At 57.8% G+C, this 25,140-nt stretch carries 27 protein-coding genes; 14 read left to right on the forward strand and 13 right to left on the reverse strand.

The features are described from left to right. Positions 1-4 precede the first annotated feature (4 nt). Positions 5-1,042: a patatin-like phospholipase family protein gene (locus AOC04_RS04160; protein WP_060691283.1), complete on the reverse strand. Its 1,038-nt coding sequence runs from the start codon at positions 1,040-1,042 to the stop codon at positions 5-7. A 251-nt stretch (positions 1,043-1,293) separates the two neighbouring features. On the opposite strand from AOC04_RS04160, the gene AOC04_RS04165 reads away from it, so the two are divergent. The 3 genes from AOC04_RS04165 to AOC04_RS04175 all read left to right on the forward strand — a co-directional run bounded on the left by AOC04_RS04165 (position 1,294) and on the right by AOC04_RS04175 (position 3,257). Then, on the forward strand, positions 1,294-1,575 hold the full coding sequence (locus AOC04_RS04165; protein WP_003446784.1) for a hypothetical protein: 282 nt from the start codon (positions 1,294-1,296) through the stop codon (positions 1,573-1,575). Between the two features lie 28 nt (positions 1,576-1,603). Continuing rightward, positions 1,604-2,368, forward strand: a complete 765-nt coding sequence (locus tag AOC04_RS04170) for a CHAD domain-containing protein (RefSeq protein WP_060691284.1) — start codon at positions 1,604-1,606, stop codon at positions 2,366-2,368. 91 nt (positions 2,369-2,459) lie between these two features. Next, positions 2,460-3,257, forward strand: a complete 798-nt coding sequence (locus tag AOC04_RS04175) for an acyl-CoA thioesterase (protein ID WP_060691285.1) — start codon at positions 2,460-2,462, stop codon at positions 3,255-3,257. Here AOC04_RS04175 and AOC04_RS04180 read toward each other — a convergent pair whose 3' ends face one another. The 3 genes from AOC04_RS04180 to AOC04_RS04190 all read right to left on the reverse strand — a co-directional run bounded on the left by AOC04_RS04180 (position 3,258) and on the right by AOC04_RS04190 (position 6,157). Then, positions 3,258-3,518 (reverse strand): hypothetical protein, encoded by a 261-nt coding sequence (locus tag AOC04_RS04180; protein WP_060691286.1) that lies wholly within the window; start codon positions 3,516-3,518, stop codon positions 3,258-3,260. A 118-nt stretch (positions 3,519-3,636) separates the two neighbouring features. Beyond that, on the reverse strand, positions 3,637-5,094 hold the full coding sequence (locus tag AOC04_RS04185) for a methyl-accepting chemotaxis protein (RefSeq protein WP_060691287.1): 1,458 nt from the start codon (positions 5,092-5,094) through the stop codon (positions 3,637-3,639). Positions 5,095-5,356: 262 nt separating this feature from the next. Beyond that, a complete protein-coding gene (locus AOC04_RS04190) occupies positions 5,357-6,157 on the reverse strand; it encodes a TatD family hydrolase (protein ID WP_060691288.1) in 801 nt (266 codons plus the stop codon). 237 nt (positions 6,158-6,394) lie between these two features. On the opposite strand from AOC04_RS04190, the gene AOC04_RS04195 reads away from it, so the two are divergent. The 3 genes from AOC04_RS04195 (at position 6,395) to AOC04_RS04205 (ending at position 8,902) form a co-directional block, all read left to right on the forward strand. After that, complete coding sequence (locus AOC04_RS04195) at positions 6,395-7,813, forward strand: MltF family protein (protein WP_060691289.1); 1,419 nt, start codon at positions 6,395-6,397, stop codon at positions 7,811-7,813. A gap of 102 nt (positions 7,814-7,915) precedes the next feature. Continuing rightward, positions 7,916-8,350 (forward strand): DoxX family protein, encoded by a 435-nt coding sequence (locus AOC04_RS04200; RefSeq protein ID WP_060691290.1) that lies wholly within the window; start codon positions 7,916-7,918, stop codon positions 8,348-8,350. Positions 8,351-8,593: 243 nt separating this feature from the next. Continuing rightward, complete coding sequence (locus tag AOC04_RS04205) at positions 8,594-8,902, forward strand: hypothetical protein (RefSeq protein ID WP_060691291.1); 309 nt, start codon at positions 8,594-8,596, stop codon at positions 8,900-8,902. Positions 8,903-8,904: 2 nt separating this feature from the next. On the opposite strand, the gene greB is transcribed toward AOC04_RS04205, so the two are convergent. From greB to AOC04_RS04220, 3 genes are read right to left on the reverse strand one after another with little or no spacing between them, the layout of a single operon-like run. Further along, complete coding sequence (gene greB, locus AOC04_RS04210) at positions 8,905-9,402, reverse strand: transcription elongation factor GreB (RefSeq protein ID WP_060691292.1); 498 nt, start codon at positions 9,400-9,402, stop codon at positions 8,905-8,907. Positions 9,403-9,436: 34 nt separating this feature from the next. After that, entirely contained in the window at positions 9,437-11,941 is a 2,505-nt protein-coding gene (locus AOC04_RS04215) for an ABC transporter permease (RefSeq protein WP_060691293.1), read from the reverse strand. Continuing rightward, on the reverse strand, positions 11,941-12,624 hold the full coding sequence (locus AOC04_RS04220) for an ABC transporter ATP-binding protein (RefSeq protein WP_060691294.1): 684 nt from the start codon (positions 12,622-12,624) through the stop codon (positions 11,941-11,943). The genes AOC04_RS04215 and AOC04_RS04220 overlap by 1 nt, the downstream gene beginning before the upstream one ends. 10 nt (positions 12,625-12,634) lie before the next feature. On the opposite strand from AOC04_RS04220, the gene AOC04_RS04225 reads away from it, so the two are divergent. The 3 genes from AOC04_RS04225 (at position 12,635) to AOC04_RS04235 (ending at position 14,717) form a co-directional block, all read left to right on the forward strand. Then, positions 12,635-13,240 carry an arylesterase gene (locus AOC04_RS04225; protein WP_060691295.1) on the forward strand — a complete coding sequence of 202 codons (606 nt, stop codon included), beginning with the start codon at positions 12,635-12,637 and terminating at the stop codon, positions 13,238-13,240. A 58-nt stretch (positions 13,241-13,298) separates the two neighbouring features. Continuing rightward, positions 13,299-13,592: a hypothetical protein gene (locus AOC04_RS04230; protein ID WP_003446817.1), complete on the forward strand. Its 294-nt coding sequence runs from the start codon at positions 13,299-13,301 to the stop codon at positions 13,590-13,592. 96 nt (positions 13,593-13,688) lie between these two features. After that, complete coding sequence (locus tag AOC04_RS04235; RefSeq protein ID WP_060691296.1) at positions 13,689-14,717, forward strand: L,D-transpeptidase family protein; 1,029 nt, start codon at positions 13,689-13,691, stop codon at positions 14,715-14,717. Between the two features lie 121 nt (positions 14,718-14,838). On the opposite strand, the gene oprI is transcribed toward AOC04_RS04235, so the two are convergent. Beyond that, entirely contained in the window at positions 14,839-15,090 is a 252-nt protein-coding gene (oprI, locus tag AOC04_RS04240; RefSeq protein WP_003172710.1) for an outer membrane lipoprotei OprI, read from the reverse strand. A gap of 405 nt (positions 15,091-15,495) precedes the next feature. On the opposite strand from oprI, the gene AOC04_RS04245 reads away from it, so the two are divergent. After that, positions 15,496-15,777, forward strand: coding sequence for a GNAT family N-acetyltransferase (locus AOC04_RS04245; protein WP_060691297.1), 282 nt, complete (start codon positions 15,496-15,498; stop codon positions 15,775-15,777). A gap of 111 nt (positions 15,778-15,888) precedes the next feature. Here AOC04_RS04245 and AOC04_RS04250 read toward each other — a convergent pair whose 3' ends face one another. From AOC04_RS04250 to AOC04_RS04260, 3 genes are all read right to left on the reverse strand, one after another. Then, positions 15,889-16,998: a DUF2817 domain-containing protein gene (locus AOC04_RS04250; protein WP_060691298.1), complete on the reverse strand. Its 1,110-nt coding sequence runs from the start codon at positions 16,996-16,998 to the stop codon at positions 15,889-15,891. 199 nt (positions 16,999-17,197) lie between these two features. Next, positions 17,198-18,274 carry a 3-deoxy-7-phosphoheptulonate synthase gene (locus AOC04_RS04255; protein ID WP_060696869.1) on the reverse strand — a complete coding sequence of 359 codons (1,077 nt, stop codon included), beginning with the start codon at positions 18,272-18,274 and terminating at the stop codon, positions 17,198-17,200. Positions 18,275-18,405: 131 nt separating this feature from the next. Next, positions 18,406-18,852 carry a PilZ domain-containing protein gene (locus AOC04_RS04260; RefSeq protein ID WP_060691299.1) on the reverse strand — a complete coding sequence of 149 codons (447 nt, stop codon included), beginning with the start codon at positions 18,850-18,852 and terminating at the stop codon, positions 18,406-18,408. On the opposite strand from AOC04_RS04260, the gene AOC04_RS04265 reads away from it, so the two are divergent. The 4 genes from AOC04_RS04265 to cysB all read left to right on the forward strand — a co-directional run bounded on the left by AOC04_RS04265 (position 18,851) and on the right by cysB (position 21,875). Further along, positions 18,851-19,237 (forward strand): YbbN family protein, encoded by a 387-nt coding sequence (locus AOC04_RS04265; RefSeq protein WP_060691300.1) that lies wholly within the window; start codon positions 18,851-18,853, stop codon positions 19,235-19,237. The two genes, AOC04_RS04260 and AOC04_RS04265, sit on opposite strands and share 2 nt — an antisense overlap. A 38-nt stretch (positions 19,238-19,275) precedes the next feature. After that, on the forward strand, positions 19,276-20,193 hold the full coding sequence (locus AOC04_RS04270) for a 5'-nucleotidase (RefSeq protein WP_060691301.1): 918 nt from the start codon (positions 19,276-19,278) through the stop codon (positions 20,191-20,193). A gap of 94 nt (positions 20,194-20,287) precedes the next feature. Next, the gene (locus AOC04_RS04275) at positions 20,288-20,788 is read left to right on the forward strand and encodes a universal stress protein (protein WP_060691302.1); all 501 of its coding nucleotides are present in this window, start codon (positions 20,288-20,290) and stop codon (positions 20,786-20,788) included. A 112-nt stretch (positions 20,789-20,900) separates the two neighbouring features. Beyond that, a complete protein-coding gene (gene cysB, locus AOC04_RS04280) occupies positions 20,901-21,875 on the forward strand; it encodes an HTH-type transcriptional regulator CysB (protein WP_060691303.1) in 975 nt (324 codons plus the stop codon). Positions 21,876-21,937: 62 nt separating this feature from the next. Here cysB and AOC04_RS04285 read toward each other — a convergent pair whose 3' ends face one another. Together AOC04_RS04285 and AOC04_RS04290 are read right to left on the reverse strand one after the other, a co-directional pair. Next, on the reverse strand, positions 21,938-23,074 hold the full coding sequence (locus AOC04_RS04285; RefSeq protein WP_060691304.1) for a catalase family protein: 1,137 nt from the start codon (positions 23,072-23,074) through the stop codon (positions 21,938-21,940). 43 nt (positions 23,075-23,117) lie between these two features. Next, positions 23,118-24,932 (reverse strand): c-type cytochrome, encoded by a 1,815-nt coding sequence (locus tag AOC04_RS04290; protein ID WP_060691305.1) that lies wholly within the window; start codon positions 24,930-24,932, stop codon positions 23,118-23,120. Positions 24,933-25,140 lie beyond the last annotated feature (208 nt).

Genomic DNA, 25,140 nt, shown 5'->3' on the forward strand with positions numbered 1-25,140 from the left:
AGCGTCACTGCCCCTGATGATCTTCGCTTTCGTAGCGGTCCAGCGTGTCTTTGGCTATTTGCCGGCCGAGGGCGATCAGTTCCGGGGCTTTGTAAAACTCAAAGAAACGGCACACCCGTTTGGGCACGTTGATCAGGATATCCGGCGGGTAACCGGCAATCTTGTATTGCGCCAGGGAGGTTTGCATCACCTCGAAACTCTGGTTGATCAAGTCCAGCAGCGAGGCGGGGCCGACGTTGTCGATGATAAAAGAGCCGGTGGCGGACTTGGGGGTTCCTTCGCTGGCAGGTGGCCGGGTTTTGGGGTAGGCCGATTCCAGCCAGGGGTTGGGCTGCTCCTCGACCAGGGGGTTGAGCATTTCCTGTTCCAGGTTCAACAGGTGTTCGGCCTGTTTGGTGCGAAACGGGATGTGCGACCCCAGCGAGCTCATCAAACTGTCAAAGCGGCCTTTAAACGCCGGGGGGCGTTCGATGACGGGCAATTGATAATTATTGTGGTGGGTGGAGTTCAGGTTGACGGCGATGATCAGATCGCAATGGCTGGAGACGACCGGCACGATGGGTAGCGGGTTGAGCAGGCCACCGTCGACCAGCATGCGGTTGCCCTGCATCACGGGGGTGAACAGGCTGGGGATTGCCGCCGATGCACGCATGGCCTGGTGCAGACAACCTTCCTGAAACCAGATTTCTTGCTGGTGGGTCAGGTCGGTTGCGACGGCGGTGTAGGGGATACGCAAGTCTTCAATGTTGATTTCGCCGACGATATTGCGGATCTGGCCGAAGACTTTTTCGCCGCGGATGGCGCCTAGTCGAAAGCTGACGTCTACCAGGCGCAATACATCGAGGTAATCCAGGCTTTGAATCCAGTCGCGGTACTGATCAAGTTTGCCGGCGGCATAAATGCCGCCCACCACCGCGCCCATCGAGCAACCTGCTACACAGGCAATGTCGTAGCCGCGACGCTCAAGCTCCTCAATGACGCCGATATGGGCGTAACCACGGGCCCCCCCGGAACCTAATACCAGTGCAATACGTTTTTTCATGACCCGAACCTTCGTCTGACAGGTGTTCACAATGCCTTTTTGTTCAGTGTAGCGACAGCGGTTGGCATAAATCGGCGTCTGCCAGCTAGGATGTAAGAGCATTGACTCGCCGCTCGATCTGCGTGCATCACCCGTCAGCGTGGCTGGGCTGAAAAGCGCAGTACTGCGACACGAGTTGAGACCGTTAAGGCACTTTTACGCCGCTTGCCCGTCTGAGCTTGCACTGACTATAAATTTTTGAGGGAAACATCATGAAAGCATGGCTTTGTGTACCGTTGATTGCACTGGCGTTGGCGGGTTGTGCGGGTAATAAAGCGGCTTATCGAGACAGTTGCGCAACCCAGCTGGATGCTGCCTGGCATGAGCTGGATCTGGCCAAGGCTGAAGGTTTTGCAGGTACTGTCAGTTACTCCAAAGCCCTGTCGCTGCTGACTGGGGCCAAAACCCAGCAGCAATTCGAAGCGTTTGAAGGTTGCACCACTAAGGCCGAGAAAGCGCGTTTCTATATTCGTGAATCCCGCGCAGGACGTTAAACCGTTGCGGTGATGGGGGAGGGTGAGGATGTCTGAGCTGGTTGACCGGATAATCGCGAACATTGTGCGTCTGGAGGTCAGGTTGCTGGCTTGTCAGGCGCGTTTGCAGGCTGATACGGATCCCGAGGCCCTGCACGATTTGCGTACTACGGTGCGGCGCTTGCGCAGTCTGTTACGCCCGTTGCGGGGGTTGCCAGGTGTGGTGCAACTGGAAATGTCCGCCTCCCAGGTGGGCATTTTGACTACGCCGCTGCGAGACCTCGAAGTACTGGCCGCGCACTTGCAGCAGCAAGGCTATCGCGTGCAGGCCGCGCGGCGTTTTGAGCAGTTGTCGGGCAGTTACGCGGCGGTGGCCGACAGTGCACAACTGGCTCAATTGCTGATGATCCTCGATGTCTTCCCCCGTTTTATCCGTGCTGCCCAGCGCGAAGGCATGCTGCGAGGTTTGCGTCAGCGGATCGAGGGCGTTCTGGACAAACAGTGGCAGACCCTGGAAAAGGCCCTGAATGATCCGGGGCATGACCGGCATCGTGTCCGGCTACTCATCAAGCGTGTGCGTTACGCAGCCGAAGCCTATCCGCAGCTGGATCGTTTGCCGGTGCTGGTGCTGGGCCGCTTGAAGGCGGCGCAAAAAGCCTTGGGTGAGTGGCATGACGCCTGGCAGTGGCTGGTCCAGGCTGAGCATCAACCTGATTTACAGCCTTGCGTGGAGCAATGGCAGGCAGCGCTGGAGCGCGGTGAAAAACACGCTGACCGTGCTTTGGTCAAATTGAGCGCGGCCTGTTTTCATTAGCAGGATCAGCAGGGGTTTTGGCGGATACAGCGCTGTGCCGAATCAGGTGGGTGAGTAGTATCGCGTCATATTTTTCTGTCTTGAGGTGCTCATGCAGTTTTTCGAATTGATCGAAGCGGTTCGGCGCAATCCATTGGACGTCACCATTACCCCGGACTGGGCTCAGGGCCGTGCCAGTTTTGGCGGTTTGATGGTGGCTTTGCAGTACCAAGCCATGCGCGCTCAGGTCCCGGCCGAGCGCGCTTTGCGTTCGTTGGCAGTGACCTTTGTCGGCCCTGCCGAGCCGGATGTGTCGATCAGTTTTGAAGTCGAAGTACTGCGTGAAGGCAAGGCCGTTAGCCAGGTACTGGGCCGCGCGGTGCAGAATGGCCAGGTAGTGACCCTGGTTCAGGGCAGTTTCGGCAGTGCACGTGAGTCTGTCATCAATCTGTCAGGGGGCACCGCGCCGCAGGTCAAGGCCCCGGAGGACAGCCCGCTACTGCCCTACATCAAGGGCGTGACCCCGGAGTTCATGCGCCACATGTCCATGGCCTGGGCTGTCGGCGCGCTGCCTTTCACCGGGCGTGGCACACGCGAAATCGGTGGCTGGGTGCGGTTTGCCGGTGATGTCAAAGACGAGCCGCTGACTGAAACCCATTTGCTGGCGCTGGTCGATACCTGGCCACCTGCGCTGTTGCCGCTGTTGAACAAACCGACAGCGGGCAGCACGCTGACCTGGACGATCGAGTTTGTGCAGCCTTTGCCACAAGCCAGCACGCTTAAGTGGTGCCAGTACCTTGCGGTGATCGAACATGCCCGCGACGGCTACGGTCATGTGGCGGCTAATCTGTGGGCACCGAATGGCGAATTGATCGCGATCAGCCGCCAGACCGTAGCGGTCTTTGGTTAATCAAAATGTCTGGCTGCGCTGCGCGGTTCTGTCTTCGAGCTTGCGGCCCTGGTGTTGCAAAGCCATGCCTGCGAACAGGGCCAGCAGACCGATGCAGGCAGTCACGGCGTTCTCACTGAATACGCCCCAGGCCAGCAGCAGAAAAGCCAGCACCATCATGGGAATTGCGATCAGGTTCAGTGCCTGATGCGCAGGGCTCAGATGGCTCTGCGGGTTGGAGCGCCATTGCCAGGCTGGCAGGTTTGGATGACGTTTGCCCATGATTGCTCTCCTTGTTTTGTTCAAGTGTTCAGCCTGGGCTGAACCGTATGGACAAAGCATATGCCGGGGTTGCGGGCTGGGCGAATCAACTGTGGCTATTGGCCCGATAGGGTCTTTTCTATAGTTTCAACTGGCCGATAGCCCGATTCAGTTCACCTGCCAGCGTCGCCAGCTGGTTGCTGGTCGTGGCGGAGTCGACGGTCTGCTGCACAGTGTTTTCGGTGACGTCACGGATGCTGACCACGGCCCGGTTCATTTCTTCTGCGACTTGGCTTTGCTGCTCGGCGGCCACAGCGATCTGGGTGTTGCTTTCGCGCATTTGCGCCACCGCGCGGGTGATCTCGGCCAGGGCGGCCCCGGCTTCCTGGGCCTGCTGTACACAGTCGTCGGCCTTGAATGAGCTTTCTTGCATAAAGTCCACGGCGTCCCGGGTACCTGCCTGCAAGGCCGAGACCATCGAAGTGATCTCGTCTGTGGACGTTTGTACGCGCTTGGCCAGATGTCGCACTTCATCGGCCACAACCGCAAAGCCCCGGCCCATCTCCCCGGCCCGGGCCGCTTCAATGGCGGCGTTTAACGCCAGCAGGTTGGTTTGTTCGGCAATGCTGTGAATCACGCTGACCACGCTATTGATTTTCTGACTGTCCTGGGCGAGTTGCTGAATCATCTCGGCGGTTGTTTGCACCCCTGTGGACAGGCTGGCGATGGATTGCTGCACGCGGCTGACCACTTGCTGTCCGCTGCCGGCCAGGTCATCTGCAGTTTGCGACAGGTCGCGGGTAGCACCGGCGTGCTGGGCGATGTGGTGGACAGTGGCTGACATCTGGTTGATCGCAGTGGCTGCCTGATCGGTTTCGCTCTGCTGGCCGAGCATGCCATGGCGTACTTCGTCCATGCTGCTGGCCAGGCGCGCGGCGCCGGCGTCAAGCTGCGCGGCAGTGTCGGCGACGGTATTCACCACTCGCTGGTAACCGGCCTGCATGGCATTAAAGGCACTGGCCATTTGTCCTACCTCATCGGTACAGGCCAGTGGTACGCGAGCTGACAAGTCGCCTGTTTGCTCGACATGCAGCATCACATCCTTGAGGGTATTGAGTTGGCTGAGCAAAAATCGGATCAACAGTTGCGAGGCTCCGAGCATGGCCAGCATCAGAACCAGCACGGCGACTGCATAGTTAGGCAGGCGCTCCATGAACACCTGAGCCAGGCTGGGGGCGTAAGCCAGTACCGCGATTTTTTGATCGTCGCCGCGAGTCAGCACCTGGGCACCGAGCAACGGGTTTTGCCCGAACAGTGGCATAGAGTTGATAGAAACCCAGCCGTTGGCATTGCTCAGTTGCGGCAGGGACTGGGCAGGTAAGCGCAACAAATGGCTGGCTTCAGGCCAGGCCGTGTCTGCGGGCCAGGCACCGAGCAGCTGCGCCTGCGCCAGGGCGCTGGCCTGAGCGGCATCACTGCGTGATTGCTGTTCAAGCTGCACCGCGTACAGCACCAGCAGCAGCGTGGTGACGAAAGCCACCGCGTTGACGGCCCAGAATTTGTATTTGAGCGAGATGTTGCTAAGCCAGGTACCCATGGAAGGTCTTCTCTGATTTTGCGGAACAATATTGGCAAGGTGCCATCATTGTGCCGCTATTCGAAGAAGGCCCGGTTGATATGGGTCAAGGATGGTGGTTGCTGACGAGGCTCGATGCATCCGACACGCCGGGGGGATGTTCGGCGACGGCTGCGCCGTCGATCGCAGCCTCGCAAAGCTCGTCAGCTGCTACAGGTTCGTTTTTGATCTGCCGGCCCCTTCGGGAGAGCCTTGAGTGGCGGCAGGGAGACGGTTCTAAAAGCTAAGCCGGCAGTCCAAAAAACGCCCGTGCGCAAGCCGTCGTATGCTCGGCCAGATCCTGTTCGCTCTCTTGGCGATGCACCGCCACCTCACGCAAAACTTCGGTCAGATAGGCCGGTTCATTACGGCCACTTTTCGGTTTCGGCCGCAAAGTTCTCGGCAGCAAATATGGCGCATCGCTTTCAAGCATCAGGCGACCCCGGGGAATATCGCGCACCAGCGGATGCAAATGAGTACCGCGCCGCTCGTCGCAAATCCACCCCGTGATACCGATGTGCAAATCCAGGTCCAGATAGCTGAACAGCGCTTTCTTTTCGCCGGTAAAGCAATGCACCACGGCCGCCGGCAAATGGTCGCGATAGTTGCGCAGGATCTCCAAAAGACGCTGATTGGCATCACGTTCGTGCAGGAACACCGGTAATTGCAGTTCAACCGCCACTGCCAAATGTTCTTCCAGCACTTTTTCCTGTTGCGGGCGCGCAGAGAAATCGCGGTTGAAGTCCAGCCCGCATTCACCCACGGCGCGCACTTGGGGCTCTTTGAGCAAGGCCAGTAAACGCTGGGCGCTGTCGCTGTTCCAGTCACTGGCCGAGTGCGGATGAACACCCGCCGTGGCAAACAGCCGTTGTCCGTTTTCGTCATGCTCGCGACACAGTTGCAAGGCCAGTTCACTGCCTTCAACGCTGGTACCCGTCAGGACCAGTTGGGCCACGCCAGCGGCGTAAGCACGTTCTAAAACCGCCTGGTGTTTGCCGTCGAAGCTGGAGTTGGTCAGGTTGACGCCGATATCGATGAGTTGCATGGTGCTACCTCAGGCCACAGGCCGAGAAGCATATCAGAGCTGTAGATTTATAAGAAAAACCAAGAACTACAGACAGTTATGGTTGTCTTTGAATGCCGCAACAACGCAATGCCCGGTCTTCTACAAGACGCATTGACTGTTTTGCGCGCTGTTCCCGGCGCTTAAAACCCCCAAAAGGGGCAACCGGTTGTCGGTTAATCCGACACGGCGCCGGGCTGTATTCTTTCCGGAGAACGGATGACAAGACCCACACTATTGATTGCGCTGTGCCTGCTGCTGTTGCCCTTGCCGGCACTGGCACGCCTGGCCGGACCGTTACAGGTCGGGCAGCCCGGTCAGGTCCGCGATCTGGCGCAGATCCGCAGCAGTCAGGTGTTGCGGGTGCTGGTCAACCAAAGCCGCAATAGTTCGGGAGAGGTGCAGGGCCAGGCGATTGGTGTTGAATATCACCGCTTGCGCGCATTCGAGCATTACCTCAATGGCCACGCCCGTGATGGCCAGGAAATCACCCTCAAAATCATTCCCAAATCCAAGGATCAACTGCTGGGTGCCTTGTCGCGCGGTGAAGGTGATCTGGTGGCCCCTGGGGAGTTGCTCGACTTCAAGCCCAGCCATGCCATCAGCCCCAGTGATCCGATCGTCGATGACGTGCCTTTGTTGCTGGTGGGGATTAAAGGTGAGCGCAGGTTCAGCCGTTTTGAGCAGTTGTCGGGGCGTACCGTGGCACTTACCACCGGCAGCGCAGCCGGTGCAGCGGTCAATATGATCAATCAGAAGCTGGCCCTGCGAAAATTGCCCGCGGTAAAAATCGAATGGGTGGACCCCAGTCTGGCCGTCGAAGACGTGCTGGAGATGGTTCAGGCCGGTATTTTCCATCTGACTATTGTTGAGCGACCGATTGCCGAGCGTTGGGCAACCTTGATGCCCAAGTTGCGTTTTGACCGTAAGGTTCTGGTCAGCGAGCCTGCTGCCATGCGCTGGTATGTACGGCGTGATGCCTCAATGCTACGGGCCAGCATCGACCGGTTTTTGCTCAGCTATAAAGCTCCCTCCGACCAGGACGTCGCTTTTGAGCGGGTGTACCGGCGGCTATACCGCGTGCATTACCCGTTGGCCCGGGCCGATCGCCAGAAGCTTGAAAAACTGCGGCCGATCCTGCAGAAACATGCGCGTCAGCAGGGTATGGACTGGCTGAATCTGGCAGCTTTGGCGTTCAAGGAGTCAACCCTTGACCCTGATGCCCGGGGTACTGGCGGCGCGACGGGGTTGCTGCAAATTACCCCGTCGGCAGCCCAGAGAGTGGGGGTCAATAATATTCAGAACGTGGATAACAATGTTCAAGCCGGGGCCAAGTATCTGGCGATGATCCGTCGCAAGTTCTTTTCCAGCCCCAAACTCAATGAGCGTGAACGCATGGCCTTTGTTCTGGCGGCCTACAACATGGGTCCGGAACGGGTACAGGGCATGCGGGCCGAGGCCAGGAGGCGCGGCCTGAATCCTGATCAATGGTTCTTCCAGGTGGAGCGTATTGCCATGGAGCAGGTGGGAATGGGGGCCGTCAGCTATGTTAATAGTGTGAATAAATACTATTTGGCCTTTGACCGGGAGCGTGACTCGCTGGAGCCAGTGAAGCCTAAGCTGGTCTCTCGCAAATAATCGAATAATTTGATTGTTATGTCGGGTTTATTCGACTTTTAACATTATGAAAACTGATTAATATGGCGAGAATTCCCCCCTGATGATCTAAAGGACTACACCATGAGCAAATTGATCCAAACCGTTCTGGGCACCCGTGCAGGCTATGGCCTGACAGTTTTACGGGTTTTCGTGGGCATCATTTTTGCTGCTCATGGCTCACAAAAACTCTTCGGCTGGTTCGGTGGTGGTGGACTTGCGGGGACTGCGCAATGGATGGAAAGCATTGGTCTGACGCCGGGCACCTTGATGGCACTGTTGTCTGGCGGTACTGAGTTTTTTGCTGGCCTGGCCCTGATTATCGGCTTGCTGGCCCGTCCTGCTGCATTGGGGCTGTCATTCACCTTGCTGGTGGCGATTTTCTCGGTGCATATCCATAACGGTTTGTTTATGGCCAACAATGGCTATGAGTTTGCGCTGGCGCTGTTGGGCGGTACGGTTGCGGTGTTGCTTGAAGGCGCAGGCAAGTTGTCCATCGATGGTGCTATCGCCAAATAAAGTGCAACGCTCTCTAAAAGGCCCGCCTGAAGCGGGCCTTTTTCGTTGTACGCGATTGTTGACAGTTGTAAGCAGGTTTATCTAGGATGTTTTCTTGCGCCGATTTAAACAGCTACTTGCGGGGCGCCAGAGGGTTCAAAGACCTTCTAAGAGGCTTAAAGCAGGCCTCGAAATACCGCTAAAGCGCTGGTTCGGTGTTGCCTCTCACCTGCCACGCAGAACCTTGAGGCGGAGAACCGAAACATGAGTCAAACACGTCCCCTTGTGCGTCTTGAGCCGATCACGGCCAACTTGAACCTGCGCAATCCAAAAATCCTTCTTGGCGGTAAACATCAGCCCACGCTGTTGCGTTATCTGGACGGCTGGCCGCGTCGCAAAGGTCGTGCTTCGGCATTTCTGATTCAGTTTGTTGAAGAGGGCGACAACCTGGCCCGCTTTGCCAGCAACAGCTTTGATCTGGCGGTGATTCAATCCCCCAGTGCCGAAAAAGCCGAAGTGGTGATCCGTAACCTGACACGTGTTTCGCGTCAGGGCCTGATCACCCTGCGCTGAAACTAGGGATACTCAATCGCTACGATGTACACCCATTGCTCTCCAGTGGGTGTCTGAACCTGTACTTCGGCATCCAGTGATTTTCCGATCAGCGACCGGGCCAGGGGCGAGTCGATGCTGATCAGGCCTTGTTTAAGGTCCAGTTCGTCGGGACCGACGATGCGGTAGCGCGACTGTTTGGCGTCTTCATCTTCAATTGTGACCCATGCCCCGAAGTAGACCTTGTTCGGGTCGCTGGGCTTTTCGCTGACGACCTTGAGGCTTTCCAGACGCTTGGTCAGAAAACGCACGCGACTGTCGATCTCGCGCAGCATTTTTTTGCCATAGGTGTATTCGGCATTTTCCGAGCGGTCGCCCTGGGCCGCAGCCTCACTGACCGACTGTGTCACTTGCGGTCTGCGCACGTGCCACAACTCGTGCAGCTCGGCACGCATCCGCGCTTCACCTTCGGGGGTGATCAGCGCGGTGCCGGCAGGGCGGGGAGGGCGATAGCGGCTCATGGGCATCCATTGGCATATGAAAAGCGCGAGTCTATCAGCCCTCGCGCAACACGGTTAGCGGGCTGGCATTGAGCGCCCTGCGGGTGCCAAACACACCTGCACCGCCGACCATTACTGCACCCAGTACGGGCAGAACCAGCAACCACGGGTGCGGGTGCCATGGCAAGTCGAAGGCAAATCGATACAGCACCAGACTCACCAGTTCGGTGCCCAGGGCTGCCAGTAAGCCGCTGGTAGCTCCCAGCAGGCCGAATTCTATACGCCGGGTCTTGATCAACAGTCGCCGCTCGGCGCCCAGTGCCCGAAGCAAGGCACCTTGACGGATGCGTTCGTCCAGGGTCGATTGCAAGCCGGAAAACAGCACCGCCATGCCTGCGGCCAGGACAAACAGCAGCACGTATTCAACGGCAATGGTGACTTGTGCAAGGATGCTGCGCAGCTGCGCCAGCAGAGCTTCGATAGGCAGAATGGTCACGGCCGGAAAGCTGCGCGACAGATCGATGATCTGCTGGTCATGGCCCGGGGCCAGGTAAAAACTGGTGAGGTAGGTGGCGGGCAAGTCCTGCAAGGTCCCTGGCTGGAAGATCATGAAGAAGTTGGGCTGGAAATTGTCCCAGTTGATGCTGCGTAAACTGGTGACCTGCGCCTCCCGATTGACCCCGGCTACGGTGAAGATCAGGTGATCGCCCAATTTGAGTTTAAGGCTTTCGGCAACTTTGGTTTCAACCGACACACCGGGTATGTCGTCGCCCGGTTGGGCTGTCCACCATGTGCCCGCCGTCAGTTTGTTTCCGGCCGGCAGGTCGGCGGCCCAGGTCAGGCTAAGGTCGCGCTGCACTGCTTTGTCGCCTGCCGAGTCTTTGCTGACGATCTCTTGTACAGGTTCGCCATTGATACTGATCAGGCGTCCGGGGACTACCGGGTACAGTGGCGCGGCCTGAGCTTGCAGCTCGTGCAGGCGGGCGCCAAAAGCCTCTTTGTCGGCCGGCAGGATATTCAGGGCGAAGTAGTTGGGCGCATCTTTGGGCAACTGATTTTGCCAGGTGTCGAGCAGCTCGCCACGCAGCAAGGCAATCAAGGCCATCGACAGCAGAATCAGGCCAAAGGCCAGTGCCTGCCCAGCCGCTGCCAACGGATGGCGCAGTAACTGGCCAAGCCCCAGACGCCAGGGCAGCGAAGCCCGGGCCAACAGGCGGCGAAGGCTCTGCAGGCCCAGCAGTAAAAGACCGCCGAGTACCAGCGCGGCAATGATACCGCCGCCAAGTAGGGCGAAAGTGAGCACCAGGTCGAGGCTCATGCGCCACATGATCAGCCCCAGTGCCAGTAACGCGGCGCCGTAAACTGTCCAGGTGCTGGCCGGGGTCGGCAATATGTCACGGCGCAGTACGCGCAGCGGCGGTACGCGCCCCAGCGCGGCCAATGGCGGCAAGGCGAAGCCGGCCAGTGCCACCAGCCCGGTGCCCATCCCGGCAATGGCCGGCATCAGACCGCCGGCGGGCACATCCGAGGGCAATAAATCATGCAGCAACGCAAACAGCCCCAGCTGGGCCACCCAGCCGAGCAGGGCTCCCATGAGGCTGGCCAGCAGCCCCAGCACTGCGAGCTGCAGGGTAAACAGCCAGAGGGTTTCTCGCCGAGACAGGCCCAGGCAGCGCAGCAGGGCGCTGGCATCAAGACGGCGATTGGCGAAGCGGGTTGCAGACAGTGCCACTGCGACACCTGACAGCAGCACCGCCACCAGGCTGGCCATGTTCAGGTAACGTTCGGCCTTGCCAAGCGCGCCGCCAATCTGCTGGTTGCCATCACGTCCGTCCAGCAGGCGCTGGTTGGCATCGAGTCCGGGCTTGATTACCAGGCGATAGGACTCAAGTGCCGGGGCGTCACCGCGCCACAGTTCGCGAAAGCTGACCCGGCTGCCGGGCTGCACGATACCGGTGGCGGCGAGGTCGTCCAGGTTGATGAGTACGCGTGGGGTGAGGCTGTAGAAGTTGCCAGCGCGGTCGGGCTCGTAGGTCAGGACACGGGCGATACGCACGGTTTTGGAGCCGACATCGATTTCGTCACCGACTTTCAAGTCCAGCGCTGTCAGCAGTCTGGCTTCGACCCAGGCCTCGCCTGGCTTGGGGCCACCACCGGGTTGCTCCTCTGCGTAGGGTTGCGCTGCGCTTTTTAGCTCGCCACGCAAGGGGTAAGCGCTGTCCGCCGCCTTGATACTGGACAGCTGAATGCCGTTGTCGGTGGCGATGACGCTGGAAAACTCCACGACCCGGGCGTGTTGCAGGCCCAGCTCGTTACCGACCTTGATTTGTTCTTCACGTGCCGGTGAGCTGCCATCCAGCACCAGGTCGGCACCAAGGAATTCGGTGGCGCGCAGCAACATTGCGCCATTCAGGCGGGCACCGAAGTAACCGATGGCCGTACTGGCAGCGACGGCGACCAGCAGTGCAAAGAACAGCACACGCAACTCACCGGCGCGGGCATCGCGCAGGAGCTGGCGCACGGCGAGGCTGAACAGGCGCAACATCGGCAAGCGTGCCATCAAGGCTCCAGGGGGCCGACCAAATGGCCGGCTTCAAGACGGATCAGGCGCCTGCAACGATGGGCCAGGCGTTCGTCGTGGGTCACCAGCACCAGCGTAGTGCCGCGTTCCTTGTTTAATTCAAAGAGCAATTCGGTAATGCGCTCACCGGTGTGACTGTCCAGATTGCCGGTGGGTTCATCGGCAAACAGTACATCCGGATTGGCCGCAAACGCCCGGGCAATCGCTACCCGTTGTTGTTCGCCACCGGAAAGCTGGCGCGGCGAATGGCTCAGGCGTTGCCCCAGGCCGACCCGTTCCAGCAGGTGACGGGCGTGTTCGCGAGCGTCTTTGCGGCCTTCAAGTTCCAGCGGCAACATGACGTTTTCCAGCGCGTTGAGGCTGTCGAGCAACTGGAATGACTGGAACACAAACCCCACGTGTTCAGCTCTGACACGTGCGCGCTGATCCTCGTCCAGACTGCTCAGAGCACGTCCGGCGAGGATCACTTCACCCTGGCTTGGCAAATCGAGGCCGGCCAGCAAACCCAGCAGAGTGGATTTTCCGGAACCGGATGCACCAACAATCGCCAGGCTGTCGCCCTTGTTCAGCTCAAGGCTCAAAGGGTGCAGGATGGTCAACTCGCCTTCCGCGCTAGGAACCACTTTGCTAAGGTTCTGCGCGGTGAGAATACTTTCGCCCATGGAGAATCCAATGCGTGTGTGGTTTTTAAGTGCTGCTCTGGCCCTGATGTGTATGGCGCAGAATGCAGCGGCAGGAACAATCTTGATTGTTGGCGATAGTATCAGCGCCGCTTTCGGCCTGGATACCCGTCTAGGGTGGGTGTCGTTGCTGGAGCAGCGGCTCCGGCAGCAAGGCTACGACGATCAGGTGATCAATGCCTCGGTCAGCGGTGACACCAGTGCTGGAGGGCTGGCGCGGCTGCCTGCACTGCTTGCAGAGCATAAACCCGATGTGGTGATTGTCGAGTTGGGCGGTAATGATGGCCTGCGCGGTCAGTTGCCGGCGCAATTGAAACAAAATCTTGGGAGCATGATTGATCAGTCCCTGGAGGCGGGGGCGAAGGTGCTGCTGCTAGGCATGCAGATACCGCCCAATTATGGTGCGCGCTACACGACGGCTTTTGCCGCGGTTTACAGCGAGCTGGGTCAGGAGAAAAAGGTCAGTCTGGTGCCTTTTTTCCTCGAAGGTATTGGTGGTCATCCTGAGCTGATGCAGGCCGATGGCATACATCCGGCGGTCGGAGCGCAGGGCCGTTTGCTGGATAATGTGTGGCCAGCGCTAAAACCGCTGCTTTGATGCTTTTCTAGTGCCGGTGTTTCGGCTAAGGTGGCGCCCCCCCGATTTGGAGCCCCTGATGTCGCGTCCTGCCTGGTCTTTATATGCCTATCAACTGATCGAGCCCGATGAGCAGCTCGATTTGTTCGCCTGCCAGGAGGTACGGGTGCATCTGGTGACGCGCCAACTCGAGCTGGGAGGCACCATTGACCGCACGCTGTGCGGCTCGTTGCTGCCTGCGCAGCCGCGCTGGTCTGATGTCACGCGCAAGGTCTTCCAGGATCATCGACTGTGCCCCTTGTGTCGGGCAATTATCGAGTCGCAACGCCGTGGCACCGAGCCGATCTGGCCTGAGTTACGCTTTGAACTATGATGTAACCTGTCTAACGCCCAGCCCGCTCACGATCAACGTGGGCGCGGTGTACACTCCCTTTTTTATCCCCCGTTGTTTATGCGAAGGATGTTCCGGATGTTGTCGCGCCTACCTGCAGTCACCCGCTACCTGTCTGTTGCCGCACTCTGTGTTGCGGGTCCCGTTTCTGCGCTCGAATTCCCGCTGCCGCCGCCTGGCGAAGATGTAGTCGGGCAGGTGCAGGTGATCAAGGGCAAGTACGAAGACTCCTTCGCTGACCTGGGCAACCAGTACGAACTGGGCTACTCGGAAATGATCGCAGCCAACCCGGGGGTGGACGCCTGGTTGCCGGTCAAAAAGAATCCCGATGGCACGGTAGTCGACACCGATATCGTATTGCCGACCCAGTTCATCTTGCCGCCGGGCAAGCGTGAAGGGATCGTGATCAACCTGGCCGAATACCGCCTGTACTACTTCCCCAAGGATCAGAACAAGGTTTACACCTTTCCGCTGGGGATTGGTCGTGAAGGGTGGGGCTCACCTTTGGGGCTCACCAAGGTCACTGCCAAGACGCCTAACCCGACCTGGACTCCACCGGCTTCGATCAAGGCCGAGCACGCCAAGAATGGAGACCCGTTGCCCAATGTGGTGCCGGCCGGTCCGGATAACCCGTTGGGCCCCTTCAAGTTCACGCTTGGCATGCCGGGTTACCTGATACACGGTTCGAACGCGAAGTTTGGCATCGGTACAGGAACCAGCCATGGCTGTTTCCGCATGCTTAACAAGAACGTGCTGGAAATGGCGCAAATGGTGCCGGTAGGCACGCCGGTAAGAATCATCAACGAACCCTACAAACTGGGTTTGAGCGACGGCAAGGTCTACCTTGAGGTTCATGAGCCCTTGAATGTGAAGGATGGTTCTTTGTTGGCCGTCAGTGACAAGTCGCATTTGACGCCGGAAGACTTGCAGAACAAGTACGCTGCGTTTATCAACTTTCTGCTTAAGCACAAAGATCTGGAGAACAGCATCCAGATCGACAAGGACAAGGCATTTCCTGTCGTGGGGGCCGAGACTGGAATCCCGGAAGAAATAGGCGTTGCCAACTCAGTTGAGCCTGTTGGTCAGTCGCTCGATTACGTGCAGTAAACCCACGTAAAAAAACCGCCACGGTTGATGCCGTGGCGGTTTTTTATTGCCCGCTTAAGTTGCAGGCAATAAAAAGCCGACCCGAAAAAAGGGTCGGCTTGATAATAACCCCGAAGGATTATTACTTGCGGCTTGCTTTTTCAAGCATGCGCAGAGCGCGTTCGTTAGCTTCATCAGCAGTCTGCTGTGCTTTTTGAGCAGCAGCCAGAGCTTCGTCAGCTTTACGGTATGCTTCGTCAGCACGAGCCTGGGAGCGAGCTGCTGCATCTTCAGTTGCAGTCAGGCGAGCTTCAGTTTCTTTAGATACGCTGCTGCAACCGGTAGCCAGAACTGCGGCCAATGCCAGAGCAGAGAATTTCAGAACGTTGTTCATCGTGTTCCCCTTCAAGGACTTTCTATTTGAAGCTGCTCCTTCAAAGTGAGGAAACAGCCGGCGTACATACTACCCATTACTTGTAGTAAGTAAACTGACCCAGCGCAAGAACCAAAAAAAATATTTGGGAATCAATGCTGATGGACTAGCTTTAACTGATTGTGCCTAAAAAACAGCCAGCTTAGAGCACTTGGGGCAGGGCAAGCTCGAAGCGCAATGGCGTGACTTTAAGTTCGGTAGTACGTCATAGGCTTAACTTTCAGAAAAATCATAAGGGTGCTGGCAAGTTATCGCGCTGTCCCCCCGTGGGAGTTGATAGCGCGTCCCTGATGGCGAAGTGGTTCCCTCCACACAAAAACAACAGTAATGTAGAGGTCACGGTTCGAGACCCGCTAAGGAGCAATGATGAGCGAGGCGCTGTCTATCCACCATGACCAGGCAGGTCACCAGTTTGAGACCACTGTCGACGGTCATCGTGCTTACCTGACCTACATGGATCTGGGCAAGCAGACTCTGGATATCTACCGCACCTTTGTACCCAATGCCTTGCGTGGTCGGGGAATTGCGGCAGCATTGACGGAACAGGCGCTCGATTACGCCGAAAAGATGGGATACGAAGTGATTCCTTCTTGCTCTTATGTAGAGCGTTATATGGAACGCCACAAGCGCGTCCAGGCGAAAACCTGAAACCAGAGACACATAAACGCCGGGCATGCCCCGGCGTTTTTGCGTGTGCTTTAAAATCCAGATCAACCCCCTGCTGCCGCCAGCCCCGCCCGTGGCTCCAGGTGTCGCTCTTCAGCCCTGCATCTTGATCAAGGCCCCCAGCGCCCGATCCCATATCTGTCGCGTGCGCACCCACACCAGCTCTTGCCAGTCGCTGTCGGCCGGAAAAAACTGTTCGAGCAATTGCTGCTTGATCTGGTGCGCCTGCGGGCTGTCCAGGTTGCCGTACAGATGCAGCCACTGGTCATCGCGCAGAACGTTGTGAATCTGCTCGCCGGGATAGGTGCCGCACTCGATTACAAATGGCATGAGGCGTACGTGGGGCAGGGCATTAATGATCGCTTGAGAGGCGTATCCGGTGGCAGTTGCGGCAACCCCCGTATCGCTATGGCTATTGGCCCCGGTGATCAGGGTGAACAACCACGGGCCAAACAGCTGTTGTGCATCTGCAAGGGCCGGGTAGGCGGCCTGAGTAATAGTCAGCAGCATTGGATGGCCATAATCGCCCGCGCCGGTATGCAGGTCGAAGCACATTGCAACGCTGGCAGCGCCAAGGTGCTCCTGCAGAATCCGGTGCAGGGTGCGGTTCGACCAGCAGGCCCTGTTACCGCCATAAAACAGTCCGTCGGGATGGTGATACTGGCCTGCCTCGACAATCGACATGACTGCCGGCCAACCCTGGCTCTGAACTCGTTCATTGAGCAGGGCATCGGCCTGATCGCGGTGCGGTCCGCGTAATTGATCGCAGGTGTAGATGGCATGCAGCGCATCATAAGCCTGGTTGTCCGGCAGTGCCTGGCTGAAGTCCAGGTAATTACGATTGAGGTCGATTTTGTCCTCGTTGACCCGACGTATCCAGGCAGTGCCCCACGGGTTGATCAGGTGAATCATCAACACCGCAACGTCGTCAGGCAGGGTTTGCGGGTTGAATGTCTGCAGCCACTGGCGTTGGCAGTCCGAGCCATAAAAGCCTTCCACACCATGAGTGCCGCTCACCGCGATCAATACGCGCTTTGCCTGGGGGTTGCCGATCAGGGCGACATCGGTGCTCAGTGCTTCGCCAAATGGACCGCAGAGAGGGTGCGGGTAGTGGTAAAGACGCGCATTTGCCGCAGTGGCCGCGGCCAAAAACTGTTCACGCTGGCGGGTAAAGTTGCGGTGTGACGGGAAACCTGTGCTCATGCTTCTCTCCTGTCGATAAACGCACCATGGCATTCAAGCATTCGGAAATAAACGGGGTAAGGCCGCAAGCCCCATAGCTGCGATTTTGAGCGGTGGTTGGTGGCTCGGGGGAAGAGAGCAGATATCTGCAGCCCGATTGCCGGAATTTCGCGTCTATCCCTTGCTGGAGCAGGTGCGCTCCGGCAAGGGATGTTATCGATTAACCGCGGGTACGTTTTGGCAGTACATCCTTGAGTTTGGCGTGCATGCTGCGCAAGGTGGTTTCAGTGCTGGCCCAGTCGATGCAGGCATCAGTGATGGAGACACCGTACTGCAAGTCTTCAAGGTTCTTGGGAATCGCCTGGCAGCCCCAGTTCAGATTGCTCTCGACCATCAGGCCGATAATCGACTGGTTGCCTTCGACGATCTGGTTGGCCACGTTTTCCATCACCAGCGGTTGCAGGGCCGGGTCCTTGTTGGAGTTGGCGTGGCTGCAATCGACCATGATATTGGGGCTGATTTTTGCCTTGTTCAGCGCTTGCTCGCATAGAGCGACGCTGACCGAGTCATAGTTCGGCTTGCCGTTGCCGCCGCGCAACACCACGTGCCCGTAAGCGTTGCCCTTGGTGGTGACGATCGACACACCACCTTCCTGGTTGATACCCAGAAAGCGATGCGGGCTGGAAACCGACTGCAGGGCGTTGATTGCAACGGTCAGGCCGCCGTCAGTACCGTTTTTGAAGCCTACAGCCGAGGACAGGCCGGAAGCCATTTCGCGGTGAGTCTGCGATTCGGTGGTACGCGCACCAATGGCCGACCAACTGATGAGGTCCTGCAGGTACTGCGGAGAAATCGGATCAAGGGCTTCAGTTGCAGTGGGCAGGCCCATTTCGGCCAGGTCCAGCAGCAGTTTGCGACCGATATGCAGGCCGTCTTCGATCTTGAACGAGTCATCCAGGTAGGGGTCGTTGATCAGGCCTTTCCAGCCGACCGTTGTCCGTGGTTTTTCGAAATAGACGCGCATCACCAGATACAGCGTGTCGCTGACTTCTGCGGCGAGTACCTTGAGGCGCTCGGCATACTCGTGGGCAGCCTTGATATCGTGAATCGAGCAAGGCCCGATGACAACGAACAGTCGATGGTCTTTGCCATCCAGGATATTGCGAATTACCTCACGCCCTTTGGTCACGGTCTGCAGCGCTGCTGCACGCAAAGGCATCTCGCGCTTGAGCTGCTCCGGGGTGATAAGGGTTTCGTTGGAGGCAACGTTTAGGTCGTCAATCGGTAAATCAGCCATCGTGTTACTCGTCAGGTCACGGGTGCCGGCCGCCAGCGATCCCCGAGCGGCGGAGCACAGCATGATTGAGCGCACCGGGGAGCCGAACCTTAACGCGTTATCCGCTTATTCGACAATGGGCAGGCGCAGCTTTAATCCTGTGCTGTATGGGCCAGGGCACGGTCAAGTGTGGCCTGAGAGAACTCCACGGCGTGACGATTGACCCACTCCAGGGCCAGAGTTTCAATATTTGCCTGGGGCAGGGCCTGTTGGTGCTGGAGGCGGCAGTAGTGCTCGATCTGACATACCTGTTCGCCCATTCGCGCGCCAAACAGAGTCTGATCATCAGTGAACGCGACCCCGACCCTGTAGCCCTCGGGCTGTTTCTTGCACCAGGCTATGTACCCTGGATAGCGTGCGTTCTCCCCCAGGGTCGGCATGCACATGTCTACAGCCGCACCGCGTCGCCAGCCTCTATCGCTATTGCATGACACGCCGCCGAGGCTGATAGAGTGCAGCTTCTGGCGTGAAAGAGAAGGTTGTTTGCGGGGTGTTATCTCAACAGGAACATCATCTGGGTGAGGTAAGAAACGACCCATGTACACACACTCCAAGTGCCAGCACTTTGATATTGTTTTCCTGAGTATAGTGAGTGAAATGGATCTGACTGATTTTGATGCGGATCAGCGTCTGCTGGCGTTGCCCGGTACCTCGCTGGTGGTGTTTACCAGCGCCGGATGCGCGGCCTGCCGCACGGCGCGCAAAATGTTGCCTCATATGCAGTTACCCATCGATCAACTGTGCTGGATCGACGCAGGTGATAACGGTGGTCTGGTCGAGCGCTATGAGATTTTTCATCTGCCAAGCCTGTTCGTTGTGCATAACGGAGCCTTTTACGGTGAATTGAAATCACGTTTGAGCGAGGGTGAACTGGCGCACCACATTCGCCTGGCTTTGCTGCTTGAGCCTGACGAACTACCTTGAATCGGTATTGAAAGCTGGATTGAACCTGCGGAGGCGACATGAGCAAAGGCTTAAAGGGCAAGCTGGTGCTGGCCATTTCTTCCCGGGCATTGTTCGATTTGAGCATCAGCCATCAGGTGTATCTGACACAAGGAATCGAGGCTTACCGCCAGTACCAGATCGAACATGAAGATGAGGTGCTGGCGCCCGGGGATGCATTTGCGCTGGTAAAAAAACTGCTCAGTTTCAATGCCAGCCTCGGCCATGAACGGGTCGAGGTGGTGCTGGTGTCGCGTAACAGTGCGGATACCGGGTTGCGGGTGTTCAATTCTATCCAGCACTACGGCCTGGGCATCTCCCGGGCGGCATTTTCGGGTGGCCGCAACCCCCACGCGTATCTCAGTGCATTTGGCTGCGACCTGTTTTTGTCGACCCATGCACAAGACGTGCGTAGTGCGCTGGACGCCGGTTTTGCGGCGGCGACGATCCTCTCCGGTGGTGCGCGGCGTGCCGAAAGCAACGAATTGCGTATCGCGTTCGACGGTGACGCGGTGTTGTTTTCGGATGAGTCCGAGCGTGTTTTCCAGGCAGGCGGTCTTGAGGCATTTCAATCTCTGGAGCGTGAATCAGCCCGCAGTCCGTTGCTGGGCGGCCCGTTCAAGGGCTTTCTGGAGGCCCTCAACCTGTTACAGAGAGAGTTTGCTGACGACACGTGCCCGATTCGTACCGCACTGGTGACGGCGCGATCGGCGCCTGCCCATGAACGGGTGATCCGCACGTTGCGCGACTGGGATATTCGTCTGGACGAATCCCTGTTTCTCGGTGGGCTGGATAAATCAGCATTTCTTGAAGCCTTTGCGGCCGATGTGTTTTTTGATGATCAGGCCGGCCATTGTGAAAGGGCGCGTCAAGTTGTGGCCACCGGTCATGTACCTCATGGCATAAGCAATGAGACCAGGGACCTCGCGTCCGATTAAGTGCTATGTGTAAGTCATCGTGCGGGTCATCGTACTTGGCAGGGCGCTGCTAAGCTGAATCCATCTCGGCCATTCAGGCAGTCGGAGAGGTCGCATGATTCGCTCGATACTGTATGCCACAGACCTCGGAATTTACGCTCCGGTTGTAATGCAGCATGCATTGGGGATGGCCCTGAGCTTCCGTGCCGACTTGTATGTTGTGCATGTAGTTGAGCCCATGGGCCTGTTTGCCGAGTCGGTATTGCAAAGCTATCTCGATGAGCGGGCTCTGAACGAACTGCAGCAGCAAGGCATCAGCACCATGCTGTCCAATATCGAGCAACGTGTACTTGACAGTCTTCGCGAGGAGTTTGCCGAGAGACTGCAAGATCTGGCTTTGATTCGCTCGGTCAAGGTTATCCAGGGAGAGCCTACACAGGTCATTCTGGAGCAGTCGCTAAAGCTTGCCGTGGATCTGCTGATTTTAGGTGGCCATAGCCAGCCAGTGGGGGGGGGTACCCGGTTAGGGCGCACGGCCGCCCGGGTTATCGAGTTGGCGCAGATGCCTGTGTACCTGGTACCGCTATTGCAGCGTCGCCGTCGCGCAGACGGATGAAAGTGTAGAGCGGCAAAAATGATAAAAAAGTTCTAGATTTATTGTTCTTACCTTCCATATAGTTATATATCGCCGCCGATACCCTGGCGCCTATCTGCTTTGAGGGATGCATATGAAGCTTCAACAATTGCGCTACATCTGGGAAGTGGCGCACCACGACCTCAACGTTTCGGCTACCGCGCAGAGCCTTTACACCTCACAGCCGGGTATCAGCAAACAGATCCGCTTGCTTGAAGATGAATTGGGTGTCGAGGTATTTGCCCGTAGCGGCAAACATTTGACCCGTGTAACGCCCGCAGGTGAACGCATCATCACTACCGCTGGCGAGATTCTGCGCAAGGTCGAAAGCATCAAGCAAATCGCCCAGGAATTTTCCAACGAGAAAAAAGGCACCCTGTCGATTGCCACAACCCACACCCAGGCGCGCTATGCATTGCCGCCGGTAATCAGCAATTTCATCAAGCAGTACCCGGATGTTGCGTTGCACATGCATCAGGGGTCGCCAATGCAAATTGCCGAAATGGCCGCCGATGGTACCGTCGATTTTGCAATTGCCACCGAGGCACTGGAACTGTTCGGCGATCTGGTAATGATGCCTTGCTATCGCTGGAATCGCTGCGTGGTCGTGCCCCAGGGTCACCCGCTGGCCAAGCTGCCGAAGCTGACTCTGGAGGCGTTGGCCGAGTATCCGATCGTGACCTACGTATTTGGCTTCACCGGCCGCTCCAAACTCGATGAAGCGTTCAGTCATCGCGGCTTGACTCCCAAAGTGGTGTTTACCGCAGCTGACGCTGACGTGATCAAAACCTATGTGCGCCTGGGGCTGGGCGTTGGCATCGTGGCCAAAATGGCCGTGGACACCAACCTCGACAAGGATCTGGTAGTGCTGGATGCCAGCGAACTGTTTGAGTCCAGTATCACCAAGATCGGCTTCCGTCGGGGCACGTTCCTGCGCGGCTTCATGTGCGACTTTATTGAAAAGTTCGCGCCGCATCTGACCCGCGAAGTAATGGCCAAGGCCATCCAGTGCCACAACAAACAAGAACTCGAAGATTTGTTTGAAGGCGTTGAACTGCCGGTTCACTGAGGCCGTTATCAGTCGCTGGCCCAGGGCTTGTGGAAGCCCCCGGCCGCGGTTGCATCCTGAGGTTATTGTTCGGCGTTACGGGTGTGCCGGTATTGGCTCACTGCGTCATATACCGCCTTGCGCAGGCGGTTGATGCCACCAATTGGCCGATGTTCTTCGATGCCATGCCAGGGGCTGAAAGACAGATTGTCACAGGCAAGGTTCTGAGCCGGTGTATCGAAGTCCTGCGCAGGCACCTTGACCCTGGCCACAGTCTCGAAAGGAGCATCTGACTCTTGCCATTGAATGCTGGTGTCTTCGATTGGCATAAAACGGTTGGCATTCTGGCGCTGGATTTGCAGCACGAAACACGCCGGTACCCGATCGGTCGATAATTGCTGGTTCAGTGCATTGCGCAAAAAGTTGGGCAGCGCCTGATTTTGTTCTGCCAGGGCATAAGCCGGGCAGCTGTCAGGATCAGGGGCTACGCGGTATTTGGCATTTGCACTGCCGAACTTGTAGGGCGAGACCGAAAAGTAGGTGGTTTGCGCGGGGCTGACCGGCGCAGGCGCCAGCGTAGCCAACGCGATAAACAGATGACGGACCTGCCAACTGCGCGGGTCCCATGAAGGGAAGAACGCCAGAACCTTTTTCCCATCCGCCTGGGCGGCAATGTTTTGACGATACTCGGCGACATCGCTAACGAAGAAGTTGGGATGGTTAAACATCACAAAGTCTTGTTCGCCACGGCCTTGCTGGCTTGGTAATAGCTGAGCCCCCGGTACGTCCTGCAGCTTGAGGGCCATGCCCCGCGCATCGCGGATACTGTCGAATTGCGGGTAGGCGTTGCCATTGGACAGGCGCATGACCGCTTGCCAGGTATGACCCGGGGTGGCGAATACCCCTTGGCGCAATGCCGGGTCCAGATCATCCAGTACCTGCACTTGCGCCTTGACGCAGCCATGGGCCTTGGCGTGGGCATCGCGCAAATACCGTGTGTTTTCGCGGTGCTGATCGACAATCTTGATCGCAGTCTGGATCGTGTCCTGTGTCATCGCGGCTTCACCCGCCGGGATCTGCTCCTGAGCCGCTACCGGACCCCGGTGCTGCCAGGCGAACCAGCCGCTGGCCAGTGCCCAGCCGAGCAATCCCAGCGTTATTACAATCAGCAGCAGCTTGCCCAGCCAGGAGCCGAGTCGCAGCCAGAATGTGGTCAGCATGCAAACATCCTTTTAGTTAAGTCCGGGGTGCGTTGAAGGCCCGTCATTCGTTGGGCAACTGTTGTTCGAGCGGGCTGCCGAGGACTTTCAAGTACTCCAGCAATGCCCAGCGTTCTTGCGGTTGCAGTAGACGGCCAATCACCCCGTTACCACGGGGGCCGGCGCGGAACTCGTGCCCACTGTTGTGGTTGCCGCTGATGCGCGTGTCGAGCACAAACCCGCCCTCAAATGCTTCTGTGCGGTAGCCAAGGTGGCGAGGGTCGTAATCGAAACTGCCGCGATAGAAGGTTTCGTCGCGCTCTGATTGGGGTGAAAGCAACTGATACACCGTGGGTACCGAGCCATTGTGCAGATACGGTGCCGTAGCCCAGATCCCGTCCAGCGGCCGCGCCTTGTAGGCGCGCAGTTCCATCACGCCAATCGGCAGACCAAAGCCATTGAGGCGGTCCTGTTCCTCAGGGCTGACCCCGGCCTCGTGATAAGCATGCTTTTCAACAAAGGCCGTAACGTAAGCCAGCCCTTTTGCCACTGACATTTTGCTCATGTCCAGCGGCGTGTCGCTCTTGGGGTACAGGTCCACATTCATCCTGGCCAACTCGGCCGGGTCCCATTGCAGGGCGCTCAGGTCGTAGCGATTGTCGGCAATGTTGTTGGCGGTATTGGGATCGGTGCCGATTACTTCAACGGGCAGCATTTTCAGTTGCTTGACCCTTCGGCCATTCTCTACAACCAGAGGAGGGACATGGCAGCCGGAGCAATTTTCAGCGAACAGCGCGCGCCCTTTGGCCGCCAACGGGCGATCAACCTTGCCAAACAACTCTTCGGGCCAGGCCGGGGGCTTGAGCTTTTGCAGGGTTTGTTCGATCAGATGCAAGTCCTGAACCCTGACACTCGATGGATAACGCGCATCGCCCTGCAGGGGCTGGCCATGGTTGTCGAAGAAGTTCAGGGTCGCGCCCACCCCCAGTGCTTCGCCGATATTACGTGCCATCGGTTGCTTGGCCGAGCCGTTCCACTGTACCCAGTCGAACGTCCACATGTCCCACAGGTGCGGGTAGTCCACCGGAGCGTTGGCAACCCGGTAGTTGTCGGGGGTAATGGCATCGCCGAAGCTGGCATTGGCGATCCGGCCGAAGGCATCGGTGCGCCCCGGGCCTTCGAGGGTTGGATAGAGCCCGCGATGGGTGTCATTCCAGGCCACCGTCAGGAAGTTATCCAGCGACACCTTGAAATCTTTGCGCAGCTGTTTGTGCTGCGCCTCGTACTGGTCGCCCAGAACCCTGCGGGCGAAACGCTCAAATTTCCATGGGTTGTAGTAGGTCGCAGCCAGGCTGGCAACCAGCGCCTGACCGAAACTTCCGCCCCGCAAAGTCGGTACGCTTGAGGGCAATACGTGTTGTGCGGGCGCGCCGTCAATGCGCAGGGCCTGACCTTTGAAGCGCAGTTCACCGGTGTGGCAGGCCGCGCAGGTGATATCCAGATAATTCACGTTGCTGCCCGGGTTTTGATGGCGGGTGAAACCTACTGGCAGGTTGCCCGGGTTGGCGGCGCTGGCCTGTTGCCCGGGATTGACCAGGAAGCCGAAACGCGCCAAGTACTCGGGTGCGGCGAAAGGTTGCCTGGAAAAGGGCAGCTCAAGTGCGCTGAACCAGTCGTAATGCAGACCTTTAACTTGCGTGCCCTGAGGCGTGTAGTAATAGGTTTGACGATCAGCCGGGCTCCACTGATCCATAAAGTGCAACTGCTGCGGGGCTTGGTAGGTAGGTAGTTTCGGGTTGGCGATGAAGTAAAGGACTACGCCAAGACCCAGAGCCAGCGCCAAGAACAGCACCAGCAGAACACGGTAAAACAAACGCACAGTAACGCTCCTTGTAAATTTTTTCACAGTCTTATGCCCTAGCTGCCGTTTTGCAGCAAGCAGTCATGTGATTCAGTGCCTATGATCAGAGCGCGGTTTGGCAGGATCTCTGATGTGCAGGCAAAAGAAGCGGTAAATATGAATTGTGATGAGAGTGACCTTCAGCCGTGAACTAATCCACGATTAGGCCCTCTCATGCCGGTAGCCA

It is taken from the genome of Pseudomonas versuta (genome assembly GCF_001294575.1).
In the GTDB taxonomy this organism is placed as follows: Bacteria; Pseudomonadota; Gammaproteobacteria; order Pseudomonadales; family Pseudomonadaceae; genus Aquipseudomonas; species Aquipseudomonas versuta.

Bases quoted from the DNA above. Each gene is read 5' to 3' on its own strand.
- AOC04_RS04160 (WP_060691283.1), bottom strand. From the start codon at position 1,042: ATGAAAAAACGTATTGCACTGGTATTAGGTTCCGGGGGGGCCCGTGGT.
- AOC04_RS04165 (WP_003446784.1), top strand. From the start codon at position 1,294: ATGAAAGCATGGCTTTGTGTACCGTTGATTGCACTGGCGTTGGCGGGT.
- AOC04_RS04170 (WP_060691284.1), top strand. From the start codon at position 1,604: ATGTCTGAGCTGGTTGACCGGATAATCGCGAACATTGTGCGTCTGGAG.
- AOC04_RS04175 (WP_060691285.1), top strand. From the start codon at position 2,460: ATGCAGTTTTTCGAATTGATCGAAGCGGTTCGGCGCAATCCATTGGAC.
- AOC04_RS04180 (WP_060691286.1), bottom strand. From the start codon at position 3,518: ATGGGCAAACGTCATCCAAACCTGCCAGCCTGGCAATGGCGCTCCAAC.
- AOC04_RS04185 (WP_060691287.1), bottom strand. From the start codon at position 5,094: ATGGGTACCTGGCTTAGCAACATCTCGCTCAAATACAAATTCTGGGCC.
- AOC04_RS04190 (WP_060691288.1), bottom strand. From the start codon at position 6,157: ATGCAACTCATCGATATCGGCGTCAACCTGACCAACTCCAGCTTCGAC.
- AOC04_RS04195 (WP_060691289.1), top strand. From the start codon at position 6,395: ATGACAAGACCCACACTATTGATTGCGCTGTGCCTGCTGCTGTTGCCC.
- AOC04_RS04200 (WP_060691290.1), top strand. From the start codon at position 7,916: ATGAGCAAATTGATCCAAACCGTTCTGGGCACCCGTGCAGGCTATGGC.
- AOC04_RS04205 (WP_060691291.1), top strand. From the start codon at position 8,594: ATGAGTCAAACACGTCCCCTTGTGCGTCTTGAGCCGATCACGGCCAAC.
- greB (WP_060691292.1), bottom strand. From the start codon at position 9,402: ATGAGCCGCTATCGCCCTCCCCGCCCTGCCGGCACCGCGCTGATCACC.
- AOC04_RS04215 (WP_060691293.1), bottom strand. From the start codon at position 11,941: ATGGCACGCTTGCCGATGTTGCGCCTGTTCAGCCTCGCCGTGCGCCAG.
- AOC04_RS04220 (WP_060691294.1), bottom strand. From the start codon at position 12,624: ATGGGCGAAAGTATTCTCACCGCGCAGAACCTTAGCAAAGTGGTTCCT.
- AOC04_RS04225 (WP_060691295.1), top strand. From the start codon at position 12,635: ATGCGTGTGTGGTTTTTAAGTGCTGCTCTGGCCCTGATGTGTATGGCG.
- AOC04_RS04230 (WP_003446817.1), top strand. From the start codon at position 13,299: ATGTCGCGTCCTGCCTGGTCTTTATATGCCTATCAACTGATCGAGCCC.
- AOC04_RS04235 (WP_060691296.1), top strand. From the start codon at position 13,689: ATGTTGTCGCGCCTACCTGCAGTCACCCGCTACCTGTCTGTTGCCGCA.
- oprI (WP_003172710.1), bottom strand. From the start codon at position 15,090: ATGAACAACGTTCTGAAATTCTCTGCTCTGGCATTGGCCGCAGTTCTG.
- AOC04_RS04245 (WP_060691297.1), top strand. From the start codon at position 15,496: ATGAGCGAGGCGCTGTCTATCCACCATGACCAGGCAGGTCACCAGTTT.
- AOC04_RS04250 (WP_060691298.1), bottom strand. From the start codon at position 16,998: ATGAGCACAGGTTTCCCGTCACACCGCAACTTTACCCGCCAGCGTGAA.
- AOC04_RS04255 (WP_060696869.1), bottom strand. From the start codon at position 18,274: ATGGCTGATTTACCGATTGACGACCTAAACGTTGCCTCCAACGAAACC.
- AOC04_RS04265 (WP_060691300.1), top strand. From the start codon at position 18,851: ATGTACACACACTCCAAGTGCCAGCACTTTGATATTGTTTTCCTGAGT.
- AOC04_RS04260 (WP_060691299.1), bottom strand. From the start codon at position 18,852: ATGGGTCGTTTCTTACCTCACCCAGATGATGTTCCTGTTGAGATAACA.
- AOC04_RS04270 (WP_060691301.1), top strand. From the start codon at position 19,276: ATGAGCAAAGGCTTAAAGGGCAAGCTGGTGCTGGCCATTTCTTCCCGG.
- AOC04_RS04275 (WP_060691302.1), top strand. From the start codon at position 20,288: ATGATTCGCTCGATACTGTATGCCACAGACCTCGGAATTTACGCTCCG.
- cysB (WP_060691303.1), top strand. From the start codon at position 20,901: ATGAAGCTTCAACAATTGCGCTACATCTGGGAAGTGGCGCACCACGAC.
- AOC04_RS04285 (WP_060691304.1), bottom strand. From the start codon at position 23,074: ATGCTGACCACATTCTGGCTGCGACTCGGCTCCTGGCTGGGCAAGCTG.